The following is a 21,651-nucleotide window of genomic DNA, read 5'->3' as shown; positions in this document are numbered from 1 at the left end:
CTATGTGCAATCCAATCGTAATTTCAAGGGAAGGAGATGTTTCCGTTACTCAATGTGCAAACTGTAAGGTCATCAATATCTGGAATAGAAATGCTTTAATGACATTCTCATTTGATGAGTTCTATAAATTTATCGAAGCAACGAAGGACCTTATATTCGATGATTACATTGAAAACAACCCTGATGGAATTGAAGTGGTCATCTTTCCTTCTCCACTCGTGGATATTTCTCTTGTATTTACCCGGGTAGAGTGGCATGAGTTTTTCTCTGCTTTAAATCAGGCGGCCTATATGCTGCAGATTTATCAGATGGTACACTGCTAATCTCAGTATCTCGTTTCTCTCCATAGCCAGATCGCTCAAAATAGGGTAGATGTCCTGTTTTTTTATAGTTGTAGCCCTTTTGTAGTAGGCTTTTGCTTGCATTACATCCTGTAAAGGTGCTATTTTTGAGCTATAGTAATGACGGGCATCATCCGTGCCATGAAAACAGTTGACGTTTTTGAACGATTGAAGAGAATAAAAATTGAATATGAATAAATACGACTTTACACCGGAAAACTTATTAAAGATTATCCAATCTGAACTCGTTCCTGAAGATGACGAAGGATTTGAATTTGAGCTGGACGAATTTAAGGTATGCATTTTTAAACCTTATATAAACGAAGAAAATGAGCCACGAGGCGATACCATTAGAATTGAATACAATGGTCAGTACATTTTAAGCTTTGTACATAGTGACGGTTTTGTATTTCCTTTCTATCTTGAAAAAGACGGGAATTTAAAGACCCTGACCAATGAAGGTCCGCAGGAAGTACAGGCCCTGGCTCATAAGTTATGGGTAGCGATCATCAATGAAATGGAAAAGCTGGAAAAATCAGAAGAAGAAGGCCGCTGGCTGGCCTTCTCGGCACAATTTGGCGATCATAAAATCCCGGATTTGCTGAAACAGCTTTTTGAATTTCAGGAGCTGGAAGGTGCAGGTAATTTTGCTGACAGCTTTTGTTTGTATCCCATAGAAAAATATGGATTGAAAAGCTGGTCTGAAGATTCGGAATGGCTCAGGTCCTTTACAGAATTTGCTACAGCCACAGGTGGCGGAAGCAGCTACGCTTTCTGGCACATAAAACCAGATCTTGAAACTTGCCCGATTGTAGTGTTCGGAGACGAGGGCGGTATACACGTGGTGGCCAGCGGGCTTCGTCAATTGTTACAGCTGATTAGTTATGATACCGAGATTTCGGTAGGTTTGGAAGAGGCTTATTATTACCGTGATGAGGATGAAGAAGAGGAGCGCAGCGAAGGCCGGGACAACTACCTGCAATGGTTAAAAGAACATACAGGGCAGGATGCAATTGATACCAGTGAAGAAGCAGATCGTATCATGTCGGTCGCAACAGCTCAATATCAATCCGCTTTAAACGATTGGTTGCGCAAGTTCGGGATTGAGGTATACTCTTAAATTCGGGTGGCATTGCTGATGTAACACCTGGTAGCCGGAGAACGTCTTTTGTTAAACCAACAAATTAATAACATGGAAAAAGACTTGATTCTCCGGCTGGAAAAGCTGGAAAGAAAACATCAGAAACTTAAGGTGGCACTAATAGGTTGCGCTACATTGCTGCTTCTTGTCACACTTGGCTTTTCTTTTAAAGGTAAGGAGAGCTTTAACATCATCAGAGCAAAAGGGATTGTGATTGAAGACAGTTTAGGTAAGGACCGCATTCTGATTGGTGCACCGGTTCCTTACTCAAAATATCGGGTCAGGACAGATACCAATCTGGTTCGCAAACATATGGCAGGCAGAATATATAAAAAGGATCCGGAACAGTATATGAAGTGGTACCGCCGTTACCGGCACAGTGCCATAGGAATGATTGTCATGAATGAGGGAGGCTTTGACAGAGTCTTAATCGGCGATCAACTCGCTGATGCCAATGTAGGAAGAAGAATATTTGATAATTCAGGAATGCTCTGGAACGATGGTATGGGGATGGAGTTGGGTGGTGCCGGAGTCAATACCTCTCCCGATGGCAAAGCAAATGTGGTAGTGGGTCTGGATGATTCTGAAGGAGAAGCGGTACATCTCTTTGCACACGCAGATCATACAAAGGGTTTGGTGATTCAGGGAAAAGATGGTGAACTGGTAATTGGAATGGCTAAGGCCGAAGGGACACGCTTTCGGAATAAACAGAAATTTACAGGAATTAAATATTTCAATAAGGAAGGAAAACTAATGTGGGAACAGGAAATTAAGACGGACGGTCAAAAATAACATGTCCGCATTCACCACAGCCCCAGAAATTTTCCTCTCCAGGATCGTCAATATAAGATAGTACGCCATCCGCACATTCAGGGCATTGAACAGGTTTTTCTTTGCCCTTTTTTGTGGCCTGACTTTGAGGAGGTTGATGGGATAGAAGATTGGCCGGATCAACTGGAACACTCCCGTAACATAAGGGGCAATCCAGCATGGCCAGTTTCTGCCCTTTTCCTATGGCATAGGTCAGGAATTTCTCCTGATCTTTATTGGCATCAAATATCTCCTGACAAGAGGTACACCTTATTTTCATAGGGTAAAAGTAAAACTTTTTTGTGTATATACATTTCTTATAAAACAGCTAAGCCTGCCCGGTTCGATTGATGTTACTTAAAGACAGCAGGAGTTCTTTAAAAGAGCTTTCCACGGTCTCATGTGCAGTTTCTATGCTGAAATCCTTGCTTTCCCAGGCATCATATTCCCTGTTGATGACCTGATCCCAGGTTGGCAACTGATGGCCCGGGATATCTGCAATGCGGTTTTCTACCCTTTGACGGTGGATTTCAGGATCAGAACATTTTACTTCAATCCCGATCAGCTTTGAATTGGTTTCTGAGGCCGTCTTCTCCCACATTTCGCGGGTCACCGGAATGGGATTAACGGAATCAACAATCACAATGTTACCCGGTTTCAGGTTTTCCCTGGCAATGGCATTTGCAATAAGGTAGCCTTCAGGCCCCAGACCGGACCCGGTTTTTGGTAACAATTGTTCTATCGTGTCTATCCGCAAATACACCACACTCAAATGATTGGCTAAAGCTTTCGCTAAAGTAGTTTTTCCTGAACCTGGAAGCCCCCCAAATACAATCAACACCGACTTATTCTGTTCCATAATAATGGATTAAACGTTGATCGGCCTTGCAAATTATCTGAATTGAAAATTCTAATCCTAATCCAGAAGTTGATCTCCGAAGGAACCTCCTGCGGGGATCAACTCATTTAAATAGATTCAAATCACGCTTCTTGTAAGTTTGTTATTTAGACCTTTTTTAAATAACTCTTCCTTTTTAAAGAATAAATCTTACTTTTGCGACTAATTAGATTCTATCTAAATAGTAACATGAAGTTAAACATGTTATTTAATAATTAGTTGTGTACATGCAGGGTGGTCGTTATTTTCTTAATTCGTTTTTACTAATCGTCTCAGTAGTAGTGGTTTCTCCGGTGCTCGCGCAACAGAAAAAAATAAAGGACATTTCTGGCAAAACAGATTCCTTAAAAAATAAGGCAGACAGCCTGAAAGCAAAGCAGATTGCACTCAATGAAGTTGTCATCACTGCTTCAGAATCAAAAGGATTAAGTACTTCTTCGATCATCAACCGCAAGGCGATGCAGCACCTGCAGCCTTCGAGTTTCGCAGACCTGCTGGAACTGCTTCCAGGCGGCCGTTCCAGAGATCCAAATCTTGGTGCCGCAAACCTGATCGGTTTACGTCAGGTAGGGATTTCCAGTGATAATTACGATATCTCTTCTTTAGGAACTGCCTTTCTGATAGATGGTGCACCCCTCAGCACCCGTGCCAATATGCAGTACACTGCAGGTTTTGACGCGAAGTCTGATTTGAATACCAGAAGAAACATTACCGGGAAAGGGGTAGACATGCGGACGCTTTCCACTGATCAGATTGAAAGCCTCGAGATTGTGAGGGGGATTCCTTCTGTTCAATATGGTGATCTGACCAGTGGTCTGGTTAAAATTACCCGAAAACAAGGAGGGCGCGCACTTGAAGCCCGGTTTAAAGCGGATGGTTTTAGCAAACTGGCTTATGTCGGAAAGGGCTTCTTTTTTCCGGAAAATAAGATGAGCCTGAATGTGGACCTAGATTACCTCAATTCTATGTCAGATCCCAGAGATCGTTTTGAAAATTTTAAACGCATCAATACTTCCCTGCGATTGAATAAAATATGGGAAAAAGACTTCGCGAATCTGAACCTGAGCAGCAGCTTCGATTATGGAACTTCATTCGATAACCAAAAGGCAGATCCCGATGCAGGATATCAGAAAGTAGATAAATACAGGTCTGAATACAATAGAATGGCTCTGAGCAATAACCTGGTTCTTAAATTTAACAAGATCAAAGTCCTGAAATCAATTGAACTGAATTCCTCCCTGAGTTTGCAGCGCGATCAGATCAATCAGACCAAATGGGTTCAGCTGGGCAGTGCAACCATCCTGAATAATTCTACAGAGGAAGGAGCCCATGATGCGGGATACCTGACTCCCCAATATACTGCTCATTTATTGGTAGATGGCAAACCTATCGATGGATTCTTAAAACTGATGGCCAATCTGGGCTTTGAAACCGGAAGAATTAACCACGCGATACTGCTGGGAACGGAAGGGAATTACAGCAAAAACAACGGACGTGGACAAGTGTATGATCCTATGCTTCCGCCAAGTCCGGAGATGAGGAACAGAAACCGGGCTTACCGTGATATTCCCGCCGCAAAAGACCTTTCCTTTTTTGCAGAGGACCGGATGAGTGTTCATCTTGGCGCACATAGAATGGTGCTTTCCGCGGGGTTGAGAAGTATGACCATGTTTGGACTAACGGCAATAGACCCGCGTATTAACGCACAATGGACCTTGCCTAAAATGCAATTGGGTACTTCAGACCTGGTCATTGCATTTGGAGGTGGTTTGGGTTGGCAAAGCAAATTCCCGGTATTGGCCCAGATGTATCCGGACTATACCTATCTGGATCGTGAACAGCTGAATTATTACCACAATAATCCGGACTATAGAAAGGCCAATGTGATGACTTATAAATTCCTCATGAATAACGACCAGCTGGAACCGGCAAGGAACAAAAAATGGGAATTGAAGACAGATATCTCGCTAAACAGCAATCGCCTTAGCATTACCTATTTTAAGGAGAGCTCAACTTCCGGATTTAGGAATGGAACGGACTACCGCGTACTGAATTACAAAAAATACAATACCTCCGGCATCGATCCGGAAAAGATGACCACTGCTCCGGATGTGAAAGACCTTCCCTTCGAAGAAAGTAAAACAACGGTTATTTTAAACCAGGTACAGAACGGAAGTGCGATGATCAAAGAGGGGATAGAATACCAGTTTTCATCTGAAAGAATTAAAGGAATCAACACCAGAATTACCCTGAACGGAGCATGGTTCAGGTCTGTTTATGAAAACAGTTTGCCTATATACCGCGGGCCTCAAAAAGAGATCATGCAGAATGGAAAACGGGTAGAGGTTCTTGGATTGTATGCTGAAGACGAAGGTTTTATCCGCTCCCAGTTAAATACGAACATCCTGTTCGATACTTACCTGCCAAAAATCGGACTGGAATTTTCTACAGCAATCCAGTGCCGCTGGTTTGCTGCACAGCAAATGACCCGAAAAAATGGAACTCCTGGTCATTATGTAGATGTAAACGGGGCTATTCACCCTTATACAGAAGCTGATAAAAGCGATCAGGTCCTGCAATGGCTCAACATCAATTATGCTGAAGCCTCATTCAACAAATACAGGACGCCAATGGACCTGAATGTGAACTTCAAAGCGGTAAAGAACTTTAAAGATAAAATCCGTGTAGGCATGTTCGTTAACAGGATTTTTAACTATGCACCCGATTATCAGTCGAATGGCGTGACCATCAGGAGATCGGGCTTAAACAGCCCTTATTTTGGGATGGAATTGAATTTTAACTTGTAATATAATATGATGATGAAAATAAACTTACGCGCTTTATGCCTTCCCCTATGTGCCTTGCTTTGCCTGACTGCATGTAAAAAAGATAAACAACTCGGATCAAAAGAAGTGGCATTGACCCTCAGACTGGAAAATCCTCAGGGTTTAGCAGCAGTGTCACTTTCAGGCGTTAAAATTACGTTCAGAGAGATCAACAGTGGTAAAGAAACAGTGAGTTCGAATGTGAGCGGAAACACCTTGTCTGTTTCGTTGGCCGAAGGTGCTTATGATATCAGCCTTGACGGAAATATCAGCTACCAGCTGGAAGGAAAAACCATCACCGGAAAAACAGGTGCATTGAAACAGGGATTGGTGCTTACAGGTGCTCAGCATACAGAAAGCCTGAAGCTGTTTTTAGGACAAGCAGGTGGTGGATTTGTGATTCAGGAGATCTTCTTTACCGGAACCTTGAGTCCGGAGGGAAAACAATACCTTGGAGATAAGTATTTTAAAATCTACAACAATTCCGGCGAAACTTTATATGCGGATGGTTTGGTCATTGCACAATCGGCATTTCAGACGGCTACGAAAGAAAAATACACACCAGACGTGATGTCTTCGGCAGTAGCAGTAGAAAGTGTGATTATGATTCCCGGTTCAGGAAAACAATATCCTGTGCTTCCCGGAAAGTACATCGTTGTGAGCGAAGATGCCATCAACCACAAAACGAACAATGCCAATTCTATTGATTTGTCGAAAGCAGATTTTGAGTTCTTCTATGAAGATTCTGACGATATCGACAATCCTCAGGTGCCGAACATGGAAACCGTATACAGTAAATTTAACCCGAATAACAGGGGATACAACAGCTATGTACTGGCACGTTTTGAGAAAGGAGTAAACGATTTTCTAAGCAATTACAAATATGATTTCAGCTATGATTTTGTGAACGATGGGGTATCTTTTCCGGTAGAAAGCAATGAGTATAAAATTCCTAACAGCTGGATCCTGGATGCTGTAAACCTGAGTGTACAATCTGAATTTCAGTGGATAGTTACTGATCCTGCTTTGGATATGGGCTGGACTTTCTGTGCTAAAGTAAGTGATGATGCCGCACGTTATGGAAAAAGTGTAAGACGCAGGGTTTTAGCTATTGCTGTGGATGGCCGCGAAATCCTGAAAGACACGAACAATTCTACAAATGATTTTGAAGCAGGGCTGAGACCTTCGCTAATGAAATAAAATATGCGTCTGCAAATTATGATATGGATCTGTTTAGCTGGCATAGGGACTTCCTATTCCAGCGATAGCGTTAAACTGGATTCTTTGAATTTAATCAAAAGGCTTAGGGAATACCGCGCTCCTTTGAACCGGTTTACGGACGGTTTTTATACGAACCCTGCAGTAAAGTACCATCAGAGAAAGCTTTCTTTAACGGAAATGAACCTGAATCTGGAACAAAACAAGCAGGACAGATATGTACTTCAGGAAGGTAAAGGATTTAAACAAGCTGCTTTTGAAGCCAATGCTTTTCTTAAAAATGAGGGGAAAGACGCCCTGTGGGGCACCGCCGCTTATCAGAACGGAAAGCGACTGGGACAAAACTGGTCGGAAAACGCTGATTATAAAACGATCTACCCTTATGTGATGGCGGATACGGTGGGTGGTGATTTATCTGCAGAAACCTATCGTTTTAGTGGCGGATATGCACTTAAACTGAACCATACTATACTGGGTATTTCGGCTGCTTACCGGGCTTTAATGGAATACCGGAATGTAGATCCAAGACCAAAGAACACAAGCTCCGACCTGGAAATTAAACTCGGTGCTTCCAGATCTTTGAACAACCGTTATGAACTTGCCATAGCCGGGTCTTTCCGTAAGTACTCGCAGGAAAGCAATCTGAAGTTTTTCAGCGAAACCGGTGCACCCATTGTTTACCATATGGCAGGACTGGGAGTGGATCATAAACTCTTTGCAGGAAATAGAAGGAATGCTTTTTATGATGGTAAAGGGTATGGCTTTGAATTGCAATTCCTTCCAAAGGATAAAACAGGTTTTTTCTCTTCTTTAAGTTATCAGCAGTTCTCTTTTAGTAAGGTGATTACAGATCCGGTGATCATTCCCCTTGCAGAGGTAAACTCCAACGGGCTTAAAGCAGATCTGGGCTATCTTATTCGCAGTAAAGACCGTTATTATGGGTGGAAGGCCTCCGCTTTTCTGACGAAAAGGGATGGGATCGAGTCAAAGTTCGACAACAAAGGCCAAAATAATTATGTCAGGATATCTTCCAATCAGAACTACCAGGATGAACAGAAAGATTTCCGGCTGACGGCTGTATACGGTGTTCAGAAAGAATCGAAACTGTCCTGGGACTTGTCTGCAGACATTGGTTTTTCGGATGAGGAAAGCCAATATCTCGAACCGGCAAGAAGCCTGCAGTTTTCTGCTTTAAGCGGTGGAATTCAGGCAGAGCTTTCCAAAATGCTGGGCAAATCGCTGTTCCGGATCGGGGCAGGAGGAAGGAGTGCTAAAAATACAAAGGGTCAACGCTCCTGGCCGGGTATGGATGCCGCTTCTTCTGTTTACCAGATGCTGGAGACCAATTATGCTTATTATACCGCCGGTTATCAGCAATTGAAACTAAACGCAGGCTGGGATTACCAGCTTAAAAACAACATGGGACTTTCCCTGAAATCCAATTGGATACACACTTCATTTGATACCGCTCATCAGGGAAATCAGTTTCTGCTGAGCGCAGGCATTACTTTTTAAGGATTTTTATTTCATATGTACAGGACTTTTTTTATTGTTTCTTTTCTATTGGTATTTGTAGTAGGTTCGGCATTTTTGTCGGACGACGATGAGGAGAATCTGCGGTCTCTTTATAGCAAACCTGTTGCGCAATGGCCTGAACCTACAGTGGATACTTTGGTGAAATGGACCGAGCTGACTGCTTTACCTCCGGTAGATACCAATTATTTTGACCTGATGGATCAGCCGAAAGTGATGCTGGGGAAACTGTTGTTTTTTGATCCGCTGCTTTCCGGTTCCAGTCAGATTTCCTGTAGCAGTTGTCATGATCCGGAAATTGCCTGGGGCGATAAACGTTCTGTAGCATTGGGAAATGACCACCTGACAGGGAATAGAAATTCCATTTCCCTTTTGAATGTGGCAGAACGTAAAAGTATGTTTTGGGATGGAAGGGCTGGTACATTGGAAGAACAGGCAGAAGGACCACTTACAGCACATCATGAAATGGCAATGAAACCAGCTGCATTACCTAAAAAACTGGGCAGGATTAAACCTTACCGGGATTTGTTTAAGCAGGCTTTTGGAAAGGAGAAGATCACCTATCCACAGATTCTGGAATCATTGGCCGCATTTGAAAGAACAATCAGAAGCAGAAGCAGTCGCTTTGACCGTTTTGTGAATGGAGATCATCAGGCGTTGAACAATCAGGAAATCCATGGATTACATTTGTTCCGTACTAAAGCCAGGTGCATGAACTGTCATTCCGGTCAGTATTTTACAGATGAAGGTTTTCATAATATCGGACTTACTTATTATAAAAGAGAACAACAGGACCTGGGAAAATATCTGGTCAGCGGCAAACCAGAGGATGTCGGTCGTTTCAGAACGCCTTCGTTAAGGGATGTTTTACATACAGGCCCCTGGATGCATAATGGCTTTTTTGACAACATTACGGGGGTAATCAATATGTATAACAGTGGAATGCACATGGTTGATCCGACACCGGAAGAGGCAGCGGCAGATCCGTTATTTCCGAAAACAGATGTATTATTGAAACCCTTGAAATTAACCGATGGAGAGATCAGGGCTATTGTTGCATTTATGGGCGCCATTACAGCATCAGAATACCATATGGAACGACCAAAGCTGCCAAGATAATTCGTCAGAAACGGGGAGCGCTGATGCGCTTATAAAGCATTTGGAGGTAAGAAATGAAGCCCAGAAACAACATGATCAAAAAGAAGATACATACCCCAACAGCCCAACCAGGCATATTTGGTTTCTGACCTGTAAAATAAAGAAAGAGTGCATACCCAACTGCCCCCAGGAAAAACATCAGTCCGATAGGGAAAATCACGTAAAGTAACAGGTTGATGCCGATACTAAAATAAACGCGCATTTCGGCACCCATTGCGTAAGCAATACCCACTATGCAAAAATATCCCATGATGAGCAACATGGTGCAGGCCCCGCCAATCAGCAGGTATTTGGAACCTGTAAACTCTTCGGCAGTGGTCATACCTTCCTCATATCCAATGGTGATCAGTTCGCCTGTTACGGGCCTGCCCCCTGAGGAAATGTCCGTGGCAATCTTTAGCGGGATACCTTTATGAGTGGTAAATGAGACTACTGGCGTAAACATAGTGCTGGATCTTCTGCCTCCGCTACCAGAGCTTTGATGAGTGGTATAATCCACAATTTTGGCCTCGTACTTTGGAAGCCGGATGGTTTTGGCTACAAACCGACCTAAGAAATTGCCCAGCGATAGTGATAAACTCAATAAAATAAAGACAATAAGTGCGACAAATCCGATACTGATAAAGCCCGAATTGCGGTTACTGCTCATCCGTTGCAAGACCTTTATGGCAACCACTATGGAAAGTCCGGCCAGGGCGATCGTCACCCATCCATAATTTGTTATACTTAAAAGGATCATATCAATATAGGTATCTGTCGGGTAAAAATATACTTTTCCATATTATTTACATAACTTTCCCGGATAAGTAAATATATGAAAGAGGATATGAAACATTTGTTGGCAGTTTTTATCTTTATTTCTTCCATTGTAATCGTACAAGCTAAACCTGTAAATGGTATCGTTAAGATTGATACTACAGAAGTAGTAAAGATAGGAGGGATCAAACAATTTATAAAACTTCAGGGTACGGATCAGACAAAGCCTTTATTGCTTTTTCTTCATGGCGGGCCGGGAACCTCATTGATTCCTGTGGCTGATCAGTTTACAGACCAACTGAAAAACAATTTTATAGTCGTGCAATGGGACCAAAGAAATACCGGGGAAACCTTAAAGTTAAACCCATCTCCTGAAGCGGTATCTCTTGAGTTACTGCAGAAGGATACGTATGAGTTGCTAAAACACCTTTTGCGAAAATTTAACCGTAAAAAGTTATTCCTGGTTTCTCACTCATTTGGTTCAATGATGGGCTTTAATATTGGCGGTAAACATCCTGAATTGCTGTATGCTTATATCCCGATCAGCGGAATCGTAGATCAAAGGAGAAGTGAAAAACTAACCATGGAGATGTTAAATAAATGGGCAAGGGAAACAAAAAACGATGCTGCAGTAAAGGAACTGGCATTGGTGAAAATCCCTTTTGAACGGGAAGATGACTTGTTTTATTCTCAAAAATGGCTGTTCATTCACAATGGTGTTGATTTCGCGAAAGAGGATGGTTTTAAAGTAAAGTACCATGATTGGCTGGCCATGTGGTTTCCAATGTGGAAGAAATCAGTGACGAACAACCTTTTTAAAACATTACCCATATTAAAGTGTCCGGTCTACTTTATAGAAGGAAATGGAGATCAGCAGAAGTCGCACTATATAGTAGAAGATTATTATAAGTTTCTGAAAGCGCCTAAAAAGGAGCTGTTCTGGTTTGAAAAATCTGGTCACACGGTTTTTAATAGCGAGCCGGAGAAACTACAACAAGTGATCATTGAACAAATATTGCCGGCTGCGTTTAAATAGTTCCGTCGGAATACGTCTTTACTCAGTTGAAAACATACTTTCTTTGCGGTAATTTTACGCATTGAAAACAAAGGGGATGAGCCTAAGCAAAATTTTATTGATACTTTATATTTTTATGTACCTGACTGCCATTGTAAAAAATGACAGGCAAAAAAAGAATATAAAAAGCGATCAAAGATCAGACCGTATGATCATAAAGATAAATTAAGCACCAGGTCACACTAAACAAAAATTCCCTGTTCATTTAAACTGAACAGGGAATTTTTGTTTAAAACTCAATATCGTCTGCAACATTGCCACCCTGGGCATTGGCAAACAACTGGGTGTACTTTTGTTTATAGGCATCCTGAGTCTGATTATATTTCTGATAATCAGCAGCAATATCTTTATGGATCTGCTCATTCCATAAAGAGGCCGCAACCTGAAAATCGCCGAGCGTAATTCCATATTTATCAGTGATCCAGCTGGCTCCATCCAGACCATGATCATAAGCCACCTGTCTGGCCACTTCAAGCTCCTGATAAAAGTCTTTATCGGTCTTGATTTTCTGAATGTTACCTGCACCTTCCTCAGATACTGTGGCCTGCAGGTTACTGAATTTGGGATGCTGGTCTGCAGCACCGAAATACTGACCAAATAGCGTGACAATCTGAAAAGTCGAATCTTCTTTCATGCGTTCCGGCCAGAGGAGGTTGGCTTCCTGCCATACCGGTAATTCTACACCTAAAGCTGTTGCTACTTCATTTTCGCTTAAACCGCTTCCTAACTTTGCACAAGCCGCGCTGTAATCTTCTAAACTGATACCGTGAATTGGTTCTAATAGTGGGTTTGACATGTTTTTTATATTTAGTAATGATTAATAGAATGATCTTTTAGCAAACGCAGGTAAAAACGTTCGTTTTCGGCTACCATATCCGGCGTGATTTTGTTCCACTCATCGAACATGGCCCTTAAATATTGTTGATATAAGACTGGATTTTTAGGATGCTGTGTTTCATAAGCCCTCAGCAGATGGGCAGTTCGTTGCTCTGCGAGTGGCCGTGCCTGATGGAATAACAGTTGCATTTCTGTGGAAGGAGTATAGGTATTCTGCGTCTGACAAAATGGACATTGGATATAGGTGGCAATAAAATACATTTTTGGTATACTCATCTTTCCGCCACATTGTTTGCACAGGAACTTATCTTTTATGCGTTCAAATTCAGCTATTTGTTGCTGATAAGTAGCTTCCAGGCCGCGGTTTCCTTCGGCGGATCTTAATGCCGTAATCCCTTCATTTATCTTGTCTTCAAATTGATGATGCCGGTCAAAGCAAGCCATTTGAAAGCGATAAAGACGGTCATGGTATTCGCGGCCGGCACCGGAAATCAGATCAGGAAGGACAGACTTCGAAGCATACATAAAGGGAATGATGCGTTCTTCTTTTGCAGTTATAGCCTTTTGTCGCATCTGGTTGATTTGTCCGATCAAGCCGGTAAGCATCCTGCCATGTGCACGTTTATAAGGATCTGTATCCTGATCAAAAACCGCAATCAATTCCGGTACAGCGGCAGTGCATAACTCGTCGAGGCGTGTTTCCAGCTTGTCAAGAAAGACAAACCATTTCTCTTCAGTCTGCCTGATCTCTTCCAGCAAAGCCGGATTATCATATTTATTTTTAAAAAAACCAAACATCAGCTAAGAGTTATCTATTTTTTTAATATGAATCCCATCACTGAGCGTGACGGTCATGAATTTAAAACCACAATAGGCACAAACGGTAAGTCCATCTGCAAGCGCCCGGCCTGCACCACATTCGGGACAATCGTAAACCTGCATACCGGCCTGTTCATATTTGATTTCCCCACCGTAATTCTCCTGGCTCAATGCTTTTTGCTTTAACTGTTCCAGGTAACTTTGTGTCGTCTTTTTTTCTGTATCACTCATTGGTGTCCCTGTTATAACAGTTTCAATAGTTCTTCTTTTTTTGCAGCATATTCCGCTTCCGTAATCAGCTCCATGCTAAAGAGTTCTTTTAGGTTTTTAAGCCTTCCAAGAATGTCTTCCCCTGGCAATGGTTTGTTCAGCGGGACTCCATTGGGAGTCATGTTCATGATCATTCCCATAGCAAGTCCTTGCCTGGTCAGGTCAGCCATTTCAGAATTGTCTTTATCCATCGCATTGGCGATGCTGAACTGGGAGAATTTATTGATGTCTGTGACCATATTCATGCCGGTCACCTTATCATAATATTTTAGTACTTCTTCAGGTAAGGTCACACTAGTCACCGTAAACTGTGTGATCTCAATCCCAAAACCACTGAAAAAGGATTGGACCAGGGGGCTGATCTTTTGATTCAGCTCAGAAATATTCCCTGCAACATCCACCACTGCTATCTTTGCCTGAGTCAGAACTTCTGCAAATTTAGGGGCAATGAAATCACGCAATTGTAACTCCAGCTCTGCAATCCCCAGGCTGGGGTAGGTCCCTGCATATTCTTTAAAGAAGAGGCCGATATCGTTGATGCGGATGTTGTAATTGCCAAAGGCCCGGATACGTACCTGTCCGAAATTCTCATCCCGCATCAATATCGGGCTCGGTGTTCCCCACCTGAGGTTCACAAACTGATGGGTGTTGAAGAAATAAACATCCGCTTTAAAAGGACTTTCAAAACCATACTTCCAACCCTTTAAACGGGAAAGTATAGGGATGTTCTCTGTTTCCAGGCGATGCTTTCCGGCAGAAAACACATCGGCAAGCTGACCTTCATTTAATAAAAGTGCCTGCTGACTTTCTCTGACGGTCAGCATGGCACCGTTCTTAATTTCTTTATCTGCATCAGCAAATTTCCACATCAACATATTTGAATGCGGGCTGACAGATTCGATGATTTCTATAAATGGTAATGCCATATCTGGTTTGTTTAAAAAGCCACCACCAGGTAGGGGCCCTGGCAGTGGCAAGGGGGCTTTTAGTAAAGATCCTGATGTTTGCGGATAAACCTCAATTTTGACCTCCTACATTGCATCTACCAATCTGTAGAAGATGACTACAGTATGTCTACAGATCTTGACTACAGTTATATTTTTCACTGATTCTTATCAATTTGTATTATTTTCATGGTATGAAATCTCCCCTGGTTAAACGATTACTTTGCTGTGCCATTTTTCTGGTTAGCTTAAATGCCACTGCACAATCTATCTTAGCCGATAGTTTAAATGCAGCGATAAAAAATACAACTACAGATCCCAAAGAAAAATCAGGATTGCTGATCCGCTTATCAGAAATCTACAGGCTGAATAAGGACGATAAGATGGGGATCATCACGGGAAAGGAAAGTGTGGCCTTTGCCCTGAAGAACAAAAACTATACGGATGCCGTAAAAGGGTATGTGATACTCACTAATATTTATGCCGTTACCCAGCAGTTTGCCGCAATGAAATCAGCCAGCGATTCTGCCTTGTTCATTGCACGTGAACATAACCAGCCTGGGGCAATGGCCTATGCCTGGTATGGACGGGTGGTATTGTACAAGGCTTTATCCAATGCGGATGAGGTGGTTAAATATTCCCAGATGGCCCTGAAAGCTTTGGAGAAAATGGATGATCCTTACCTGATGTCTAAGGTTTATTATCAGCTTTATGCGGTAAATTCTGGCTGGAATAACGTGGCTAAGGTAAACTTATATGCAAGGAAGGTAGCTGATAATGCCTTGAAAGCCAAGGATTACAATGCCTTAAGTAATGGATACACAGCCCTGTCTGTGGCGTATGAATACAATTATACCGCCTCGAAGAATAAAGCGGAGCTGGACAGTGTTTTATTTTACCTGAATAAAGCAGAAGCTCTTTACCAGCAATACCCTGGAAAAGTGGCTGATCATACTTACGCCATTGGCTGCATCAATATGGCCAACTATTACCTCAGGTATTTTCCTGAAAACGATCAGCTGGCCAGGAACAATGGCATTCTATATGCAAATAAAGCCAGGTCCGTATTGAAAAACAGCCTGAGAAATCAACAGATCATCGCCAGCAGCCTGGGGATATTGAGTGAATATGCGAGGAGGGAGGGCGACCTGGGATTGATGGAAACCTACCTGCTTCAGGCTCATGAAGTGATGAAAACAGAAAAAGACCCCTCTTATTATACCCTGATTAATGTGGTTCAGGCCCTTGCTGATATGTATGAAAAGAAAGGCGAATATCCTAAAGCATTAAGCTTTCAAAAGCTGATTACGGAATATAACAATAAGAGTTTCAACAAAGAGCAGGCAACGAATGCTCAAAAACTGGAAATACAATACGAAACTGAAAAAAAAAACAATGAGATGCTGGTGCTCCGGGAAAGGGAAAGCAGCAGACGCTTAGAAGCTGTTTTATATGGTTGTATTGCTGTTGCCTTATTGATAGGGTTGATATTTCTGTTTCGTTCCTACCACTTTAAGCTGCGTTATTCCATACAACTGGAAAAACAACTGAAGCTGGAAAAGCAGGAATCCGAGATGAGGGTAAGGCTGGAAACAGAAGAACGTGCAAGGTTAAAGGCCGAACAACGTTTAATGGAGACGGAGCAGGAGCAGTTGAAAAAGGAAGTGATGGCCAATGTGCTGCAAATTGACCATAAAAACCAAATGCTGCACAACATCAAAGCGCAGCTGACAGATCATGATTCGATAAATATGCAGAAAATATTAAGGTCAGAATCTATGCTGGACCTGAATTTTGAACAGGCAAAACTGCAGATTCAGCAGGTGCATCCTGGTTTTTTTCAGTTGCTGACCGAACGTGCGCAGCAGAAACTGACCCCACTTGACCTTAAGCTATGTGCCTGTTTACATTTAAATATGGATACCAGACAAATTGCCCAGCTCATGCATGTGGAAGCGAAGAGCGTCCGGATGAGCCGCTACCGGATCAAGCAGAAACTGGGACTTTCCAAGGAGGATGATTTGAATATTTTTATACAGCAACTGGGTAAAAATCTGACCAGTGCAACGCTTTCGTAATAAGCTATAATTGTGATTTAGAAATAGATAATAAGGATGTTGATTTATTTTTTTGGATGCTAATTATATTAGTATATTTTTGTTCCTGCTAAATTCAAAAGAATTCATCATATGGAATCTAATTCTCCCTTATTGAGATTTTATCCAGGAGAAACCCCATGGCACCGCAATTGGAAGAAAGCATTTCCTCCATCTTTCAGGGAAGTTTCGTTTGTGGATGAAACCAGGGCTGAGCTTCACCGGGCTGATGTACATACCCCATGTGGTACGACACTGGAGTTTCAGAATTCTCCGATTTGCGTGGAGGAATTGAAGAGCAGGGAAGCTTTTTACCCAAATCTCGTTTGGGTGCTTAACGGAAAGAAATTTAAGGGCTTTAGAATCTTAAAGAGCTTACCGGATGTAGATGACCCTCTGCTTTCCGATTACGAATTTTGCCATAGTGATCACCTTTCTATGATCCGTAAATCGGACCTGTTACAGGGACGACCAAAGATTTTGAATTTTTACCATCCTGAAATTAAGCGGGTACCACTAACTTCCTGTTATTATTCATTTTGCTGGAAACATCCTCACCGGGTTTGGTACGAAGCCAAAGCTCCGATTATTGTGGATCTTGGCGGCCATTTTTTATATCAGTTGAAACAACGGAAACAGCTTTCCGGTGATTATCCTTATCTGCACATCATCCCGAGGAAACACTTTATAGAACGGTACCTGGGGTAATATAAAAGGATTTAACTTCTTTTATTAACTTGCGAAAGTAAAATAACCCGTATGTGCAGAATGACGATTTCCGTGTTTTTATCAGTGGTATTGCTCTCTTGTGGCTCAACTGAAAGTAAAGACGTAAATGGGGATACTGTAAAAGTATCCGGGCAGAAAAACAACAGTCAGGAGAAATTTGATCTCGCCAATATGACTTTTAAAGAAAGCATCAGCGATCTGCTAAAAAAAGAAGGACTTCAGTTCTCAGACGGACTTCCCGGAGCGACTACCCTGATGCACTACGAGCCATTTTCAACCTCTGCTGCAAATCTTTTGGTCTTTGACGGCCATTCTTTGGGTGGCAAAGCAGGAGCAAACGACAATCACCTCGTTTTGCATTATTCAACAGAAGGGAACAGGATAGACTGTTACGAAGCCATGATTTACACTGCCGAGGCCGCATCTGCCCTGGAAGAATCGCTGAACCAAAGATATGGGAAGTCAGTTTTTCTGAAAGATTCTGGTTTAGATACCAGCGCCATACGCCTTGACGAAAACGGAGAAAAAATGAAAGGGCCCAGGGAGGACATTAAATACCAACGCTGGGAAGATCATAAAAATGGAATTGCATACCACCTTGTGACCCGTACGACAGCCAGAAAATTAACTGTCGCAGAATTTACCGCCATTAACCCGAACAGTAAGGATGCAAAGAATTGGATTCAGTATAAAATGCTTGGTTTCTATTATTGAGGATATATCTTATTTTGTTTCAAAATACTCAACGTAATTTTCCGGGCCAGCTTTTGGAAATCGGCGATTTTTTTATCCGTAGGTTTTTTAATTCTTGTTGCAAAGTAATACGCGTTGGTTTTGTTATATACATAGCCAATATACCAGGCCATATCCTTTCCCTGAGATTTAACCACTGAACTTTGATCAACAAAAGTGTAATCTCCTGTTTTTTCAGTATTCAGGAGTTCATTTCCTATTCTAAAAGTACGGGGAGATAAGTACATTTGTTGCCGGGAGAAACGTTTTAAAAATTCGATCTGTCCTTTTGGGGAAATGCCGAAGGCGCCGGTATTCCAAAAGTCTGCTGATCTTTCGGCAAAATTAAGGTTGCCATAATAGAAGGCCTTTAAGAATTCCAGATAATCCTTTCTGCCAATTTTTTTGGCGAGCTCCATGTAAAACCAGTTTGTCGCATTCCTGTAAGCAGTTTTTAAATCACTCTCTTTACCTTCCCATTTGATCAACTCATTTTCGGTCCTGATCACCCCGGTTTCTAATGCAATACAGGAATTGATCAGGTTAAATGTAGCACCTGGAAGAGTTTCCCGGATGGCATCAAGGCTGTCACTATACAACCAACGCTGTTTATTATAAGCATAAATGGTCATGCTTCCTTCTACCTGATGATCTTTGAAGATCTGATTCGAAATGGATTGTCCGTACCCAATAAAAGGGAAAAGAAGTAGAAGGAAAATGAGTATCTTTTTCATTTTTTATGTTTATTCTTTCCGGGAAATAATATACATAAAAAAACCGCATTTTCTTCTTTCTGAACTGATGAAATTAAAAAGAAGGAAAATGCGGGGAAAACAAGACTTAGATAGGGGGATCTTTTGTTACGGTTTCTTTTTGCCGGCGTTTACAGCAATTTTGCCCTCTTCAAGGCCTTCCAGGTTTTTATCGGCAAAAAGATCCTTTGAGTTTGATTTTTGTATGAGTTTCAGCAGGTCTTCTGAACTGCCGGTATGCTGCACATCAATGGTAGAACCTGCTGCGTTATATTTAATCTTAGTGGCTTCTACTCCGGTACATTTCTGAATATTTTCGTTGAGTGCTTTCAGGGTTCCGAAATCTACACCAGTGATGGTAATGGTGGTGCTCATTGCTTCCTCAGTTTTGGTGTCGGTAGTTTTTTTCTTTTTAGAAAGGAAACCAAATAATTTGTCGCTGGTGCCCTTGGTCTTATCGGCAGCGTTGGCTGCTTTATCCACTTTACTCAGGGCTTTGTCAATTTTATCAAAGATACCTTGTGCTTTTAGGGATGTGCCACTGAATAGGATCAATGTAACACACATCATTAGGAGAGTTTTCATGTTGGTTTTTATTTCGGGGTTAATCATGGTTATCAACCCAAAAATACCGGGTATTTATGGCCGTATCAATACCCGGAAACATGGCTTTATTTCTACCTGCTTCCAGGTATTTGTTATTTTGTTTTACACAAGCCCTTGATCCATAGCTGCTTTGATCAGAGAGGCTACATTCTTAACCTGAAACTTTTGCAGGAGATTCTTACGGTGAGTTTCTACCGTCAGCGGACTTAAATGAAGGCTTTCTGCAATCACAGGAGTGGTTTTCCCTTCGGAGATGAGGCATAGGATTTCTTTTTCTCTTTTGGTGAGCTGGGCAGGGGTATTGAACTCATTCATGGTGGGCTGTGCCATGATTTCTTTTACCGCATTGCTGAAAGTGATGCGTCCCTGAAGTGCTTCATTGATACAGGTGATTAACTCTTCTGACGAGATATTTTTCAGCATATAACCGGTTGCTCCGTTTTGCAGCATCTGAAGGATCATGCTGCGTTGACTGTGGTTGCTTAAGGCCAGCACATGGGTATGCGGAGAGATCTTTTTGATCTCTTTACAGAGTTCAATGCCATTGGCATCCGGCAAGGTAATGTCCAGTAAAACCACATCTACAGGGTTTTCTTTCAGAAAAGAAATAAAAGGGGCACCCAATGTAAAACAGCCCGAAATCTCTATGCCATCCAGGTCGGTCAGTAACCTTTGTAGTCCTTCCAGGACAATGAGATGGTCGTCTACGATTGCTAATTTTGCTTTGTCAGTCCACATTTAATTCTATATTAATAATCTGTATCTTAATTGGTTACTGGTTCGGTTTTTCCTTTTAAAAGGCCAATCCAATTCCTGATGTTGCGTAATCCGGCACCAAGGCCAGGTAAAACCCGGGTTTCAGAGATAAATGATCATGTTTAGGGTACGATAAAAATATCTTGGTCGCTTACTCCCGACGAGTGGCTGTACTAAAAACATGGTGGCCTATCATATACAAGTATAGGGAAGATTTACAGAAAATGGGGATTAAGGGCCGAAAAATACCTGGAAACAGGTAGTTATAAACCCTTATAATTGGGTATTGTGCTTTCTGGCAGCACTTTGTAGATTTGGTTAAGGTTAAAACATATAATGATTAGATATGTGTAAAAATAGGTGAGGGAGGCTTCCCGTAAAACAGAAAGCCTTTTGATAAAAGCCCCTGACGGGGCTTTTGTTGTAAATAGGGATGTGGTAAATTTTACAAATTTCCTTTATTGAGCCAGTCTTCGATATCAACAATTTTTACTTTCTCCTCCTTCAGGTTTTTTCTGATGAAAGCCGCGTTTTCTATTCCTGTTATAACCAATATACGTTGTCCATCATTTTCCTTTACTGCTTTGAGGACGATATCTGTGGTATGGCGGTTCCATGTTTTCCAGCTCTCTGATTGTCCTTTGCCTATGAGTTCCCCTTCTAAAGTCATTTTTGCAGAAAGGAGTTGATCCGTGGTTTTTCCATTGGCATCGGCAACATTTTTCCAGGACTGGATCAGCAATTGATACAATGCCTTGTTGTATGCTTCCAGTGATCCGGACAATACCGGTTGATCCTTATTGAATGCTTCATGAGCTTTTGTCGCCTCATTTACAATGGTACTGAACATCGGTTCATCAGGTTCTCCGGCATAAACAGTTAACTTGTTGCTACGGATATAGGGAAAGATGATTTTCGTATATTCTATTTTCCCAGGGTATACCTTCTGCTCTTTGAGTTCTTTTGGACTTACATCGAGTACCAATACCTGCGGGTTGATGCTTGCGATTACTTTCTTTAATGCATCCAGGTCATAGGTTTTGCTCTGCTCATGGCGTTTATACAAGGTTCCCAAAACGTAAACTTCATTTCGGGAATGGTTTTCCAAATGACGTATGAAGATGCTGCTTCGCCATTTCTGAGCAGAAAGCTGATCATTACTGAGCTGCATGATGATGAACATGGCAATACATAACACACCGTTGATTTTTAGTAAGTTTTTCATCGTTCTTTTTTGTTCAAAGCTGGAACAGTAATCACAGTAAACAGAAAGAAATTAATAAGTGCCGTTTAATTTCTAACCAACAGGCGGCTCTGATCTACAACTGAGTTATTGAAAAAAAGCAGTAGATGAT

22 protein-coding genes are annotated in these 21,651 nt (G+C 41.9%); 11 read left to right on the top strand and 11 right to left on the bottom strand.

The annotated features are described in order from the left end of the window. The first annotated feature begins 2 nt into the window (after positions 1 to 2). From BUC20_RS05545 to BUC20_RS05535, 3 genes are all read left to right on the top strand, one after another. Positions 3 to 323, top strand: a complete 321-nt coding sequence (locus tag BUC20_RS05545; RefSeq protein WP_073228443.1) for a hypothetical protein — start codon at positions 3 to 5, stop codon at positions 321 to 323. 208 nt (positions 324 to 531) lie between these two features. Next, positions 532 to 1,461, top strand: a complete 930-nt coding sequence (locus tag BUC20_RS05540) for a hypothetical protein (protein ID WP_073228441.1) — start codon at positions 532 to 534, stop codon at positions 1,459 to 1,461. A 72-nt stretch (positions 1,462 to 1,533) separates the two neighbouring features. Next, entirely contained in the window at positions 1,534 to 2,274 is a 741-nt protein-coding gene (locus BUC20_RS05535) for a hypothetical protein (RefSeq protein ID WP_073228438.1), read from the top strand. Here BUC20_RS05535 and BUC20_RS05530 read toward each other — a convergent pair. Both BUC20_RS05530 and BUC20_RS05525 read right to left on the bottom strand, forming a co-directional pair. After that, positions 2,252 to 2,572 carry a hypothetical protein gene (locus tag BUC20_RS05530; RefSeq protein WP_073228435.1) on the bottom strand — a complete coding sequence of 107 codons (321 nt, stop codon included), beginning with the start codon at positions 2,570 to 2,572 and terminating at the stop codon, positions 2,252 to 2,254. The genes BUC20_RS05535 and BUC20_RS05530 overlap by 23 nt on opposite strands. 48 nt (positions 2,573 to 2,620) lie before the next feature. Continuing rightward, positions 2,621 to 3,151 carry a P-loop nucleotide/nucleoside kinase family protein gene (locus BUC20_RS05525; RefSeq protein WP_200800887.1) on the bottom strand — a complete coding sequence of 177 codons (531 nt, stop codon included), beginning with the start codon at positions 3,149 to 3,151 and terminating at the stop codon, positions 2,621 to 2,623. 266 nt (positions 3,152 to 3,417) lie between these two features. On the opposite strand from BUC20_RS05525, the gene BUC20_RS05520 reads away from it, so the two are divergent. The 4 genes from BUC20_RS05520 to BUC20_RS05505 are packed head-to-tail and all read left to right on the top strand — an operon-like array spanning position 3,418 to position 9,885. Continuing rightward, positions 3,418 to 5,997, top strand: a complete 2,580-nt coding sequence (locus BUC20_RS05520) for a TonB-dependent receptor plug domain-containing protein (protein ID WP_084528562.1) — start codon at positions 3,418 to 3,420, stop codon at positions 5,995 to 5,997. 6 nt (positions 5,998 to 6,003) lie between these two features. Continuing rightward, positions 6,004 to 7,215, top strand: a complete 1,212-nt coding sequence (locus BUC20_RS05515; protein ID WP_200800886.1) for a DUF4876 domain-containing protein — start codon at positions 6,004 to 6,006, stop codon at positions 7,213 to 7,215. Positions 7,216 to 7,233: 18 nt separating this feature from the next. After that, positions 7,234 to 8,748 carry a DUF6850 family outer membrane beta-barrel protein gene (locus BUC20_RS05510; protein WP_143166702.1) on the top strand — a complete coding sequence of 505 codons (1,515 nt, stop codon included), beginning with the start codon at positions 7,234 to 7,236 and terminating at the stop codon, positions 8,746 to 8,748. A 15-nt stretch (positions 8,749 to 8,763) separates the two neighbouring features. After that, positions 8,764 to 9,885, top strand: coding sequence for a cytochrome-c peroxidase (locus BUC20_RS05505; protein WP_073228426.1), 1,122 nt, complete (start codon positions 8,764 to 8,766; stop codon positions 9,883 to 9,885). A gap of 4 nt (positions 9,886 to 9,889) precedes the next feature. Here the strand turns inward: BUC20_RS05505 and BUC20_RS05500 are convergent, their stop codons facing one another. After that, complete coding sequence (locus BUC20_RS05500) at positions 9,890 to 10,663, bottom strand: hypothetical protein (RefSeq protein WP_073228423.1); 774 nt, start codon at positions 10,661 to 10,663, stop codon at positions 9,890 to 9,892. Positions 10,664 to 10,750: 87 nt separating this feature from the next. Between BUC20_RS05500 and BUC20_RS05495 the strand changes: the two genes are divergently transcribed. Beyond that, the gene (locus BUC20_RS05495; RefSeq protein ID WP_084528646.1) at positions 10,751 to 11,716 is read left to right on the top strand and encodes an alpha/beta fold hydrolase; all 966 of its coding nucleotides are present in this window, start codon (positions 10,751 to 10,753) and stop codon (positions 11,714 to 11,716) included. Between the two features lie 268 nt (positions 11,717 to 11,984). On the opposite strand, the gene BUC20_RS05490 is transcribed toward BUC20_RS05495, so the two are convergent. Genes BUC20_RS05490 through BUC20_RS05475 form a run of 4 tightly spaced genes read right to left on the bottom strand, consistent with a single transcriptional unit; the run spans position 11,985 to position 14,607 of the window. Continuing rightward, positions 11,985 to 12,551 carry a DUF6620 family protein gene (locus BUC20_RS05490; RefSeq protein ID WP_234994456.1) on the bottom strand — a complete coding sequence of 189 codons (567 nt, stop codon included), beginning with the start codon at positions 12,549 to 12,551 and terminating at the stop codon, positions 11,985 to 11,987. A gap of 11 nt (positions 12,552 to 12,562) precedes the next feature. Then, positions 12,563 to 13,390 (bottom strand): hypothetical protein, encoded by an 828-nt coding sequence (locus BUC20_RS05485; RefSeq protein WP_073228415.1) that lies wholly within the window; start codon positions 13,388 to 13,390, stop codon positions 12,563 to 12,565. A gap of 3 nt (positions 13,391 to 13,393) precedes the next feature. After that, entirely contained in the window at positions 13,394 to 13,642 is a 249-nt protein-coding gene (locus tag BUC20_RS05480) for a hypothetical protein (protein WP_073228413.1), read from the bottom strand. An 11-nt stretch (positions 13,643 to 13,653) separates the two neighbouring features. Then, complete coding sequence (locus tag BUC20_RS05475; protein WP_073228410.1) at positions 13,654 to 14,607, bottom strand: SPFH domain-containing protein; 954 nt, start codon at positions 14,605 to 14,607, stop codon at positions 13,654 to 13,656. 212 nt (positions 14,608 to 14,819) lie between these two features. On the opposite strand from BUC20_RS05475, the gene BUC20_RS05470 reads away from it, so the two are divergent. From BUC20_RS05470 to BUC20_RS05460, 3 genes are all read left to right on the top strand, one after another. Beyond that, positions 14,820 to 16,703 carry a helix-turn-helix transcriptional regulator gene (locus tag BUC20_RS05470; RefSeq protein ID WP_073228407.1) on the top strand — a complete coding sequence of 628 codons (1,884 nt, stop codon included), beginning with the start codon at positions 14,820 to 14,822 and terminating at the stop codon, positions 16,701 to 16,703. Between the two features lie 111 nt (positions 16,704 to 16,814). After that, a complete protein-coding gene (locus BUC20_RS05465) occupies positions 16,815 to 17,429 on the top strand; it encodes a competence protein CoiA family protein (RefSeq protein WP_073228405.1) in 615 nt (204 codons plus the stop codon). A 51-nt stretch (positions 17,430 to 17,480) separates the two neighbouring features. Next, positions 17,481 to 18,164, top strand: coding sequence for a hypothetical protein (locus BUC20_RS05460; protein ID WP_143166701.1), 684 nt, complete (start codon positions 17,481 to 17,483; stop codon positions 18,162 to 18,164). Here the strand turns inward: BUC20_RS05460 and BUC20_RS05455 are convergent. The 4 genes from BUC20_RS05455 to BUC20_RS05440 all read right to left on the bottom strand — a co-directional run bounded on the left by BUC20_RS05455 (position 18,158) and on the right by BUC20_RS05440 (position 21,521). Further along, positions 18,158 to 18,916 (bottom strand): penicillin-binding transpeptidase domain-containing protein, encoded by a 759-nt coding sequence (locus tag BUC20_RS05455; RefSeq protein WP_073228399.1) that lies wholly within the window; start codon positions 18,914 to 18,916, stop codon positions 18,158 to 18,160. The two genes, BUC20_RS05460 and BUC20_RS05455, sit on opposite strands and share 7 nt — an antisense overlap. A 126-nt stretch (positions 18,917 to 19,042) precedes the next feature. Continuing rightward, positions 19,043 to 19,519 (bottom strand): hypothetical protein, encoded by a 477-nt coding sequence (locus BUC20_RS05450; RefSeq protein ID WP_143166700.1) that lies wholly within the window; start codon positions 19,517 to 19,519, stop codon positions 19,043 to 19,045. 123 nt (positions 19,520 to 19,642) lie between these two features. Next, a complete protein-coding gene (locus BUC20_RS05445) occupies positions 19,643 to 20,278 on the bottom strand; it encodes a response regulator transcription factor (protein WP_073228393.1) in 636 nt (211 codons plus the stop codon). 463 nt (positions 20,279 to 20,741) lie between these two features. Beyond that, on the bottom strand, positions 20,742 to 21,521 hold the full coding sequence (locus BUC20_RS05440) for a hypothetical protein (RefSeq protein WP_073228390.1): 780 nt from the start codon (positions 21,519 to 21,521) through the stop codon (positions 20,742 to 20,744). Positions 21,522 to 21,651: the final 130 nt, after the last annotated feature.

The organism is Pedobacter caeni, from assembly GCF_900129215.1.
GTDB lineage: Bacteria > Bacteroidota > Bacteroidia > Sphingobacteriales > Sphingobacteriaceae > Pedobacter > Pedobacter caeni.
The sequence above is the reverse complement of the archived record's forward strand: the minus strand, read 5'-3'. Positions and strand labels throughout refer to the sequence as shown.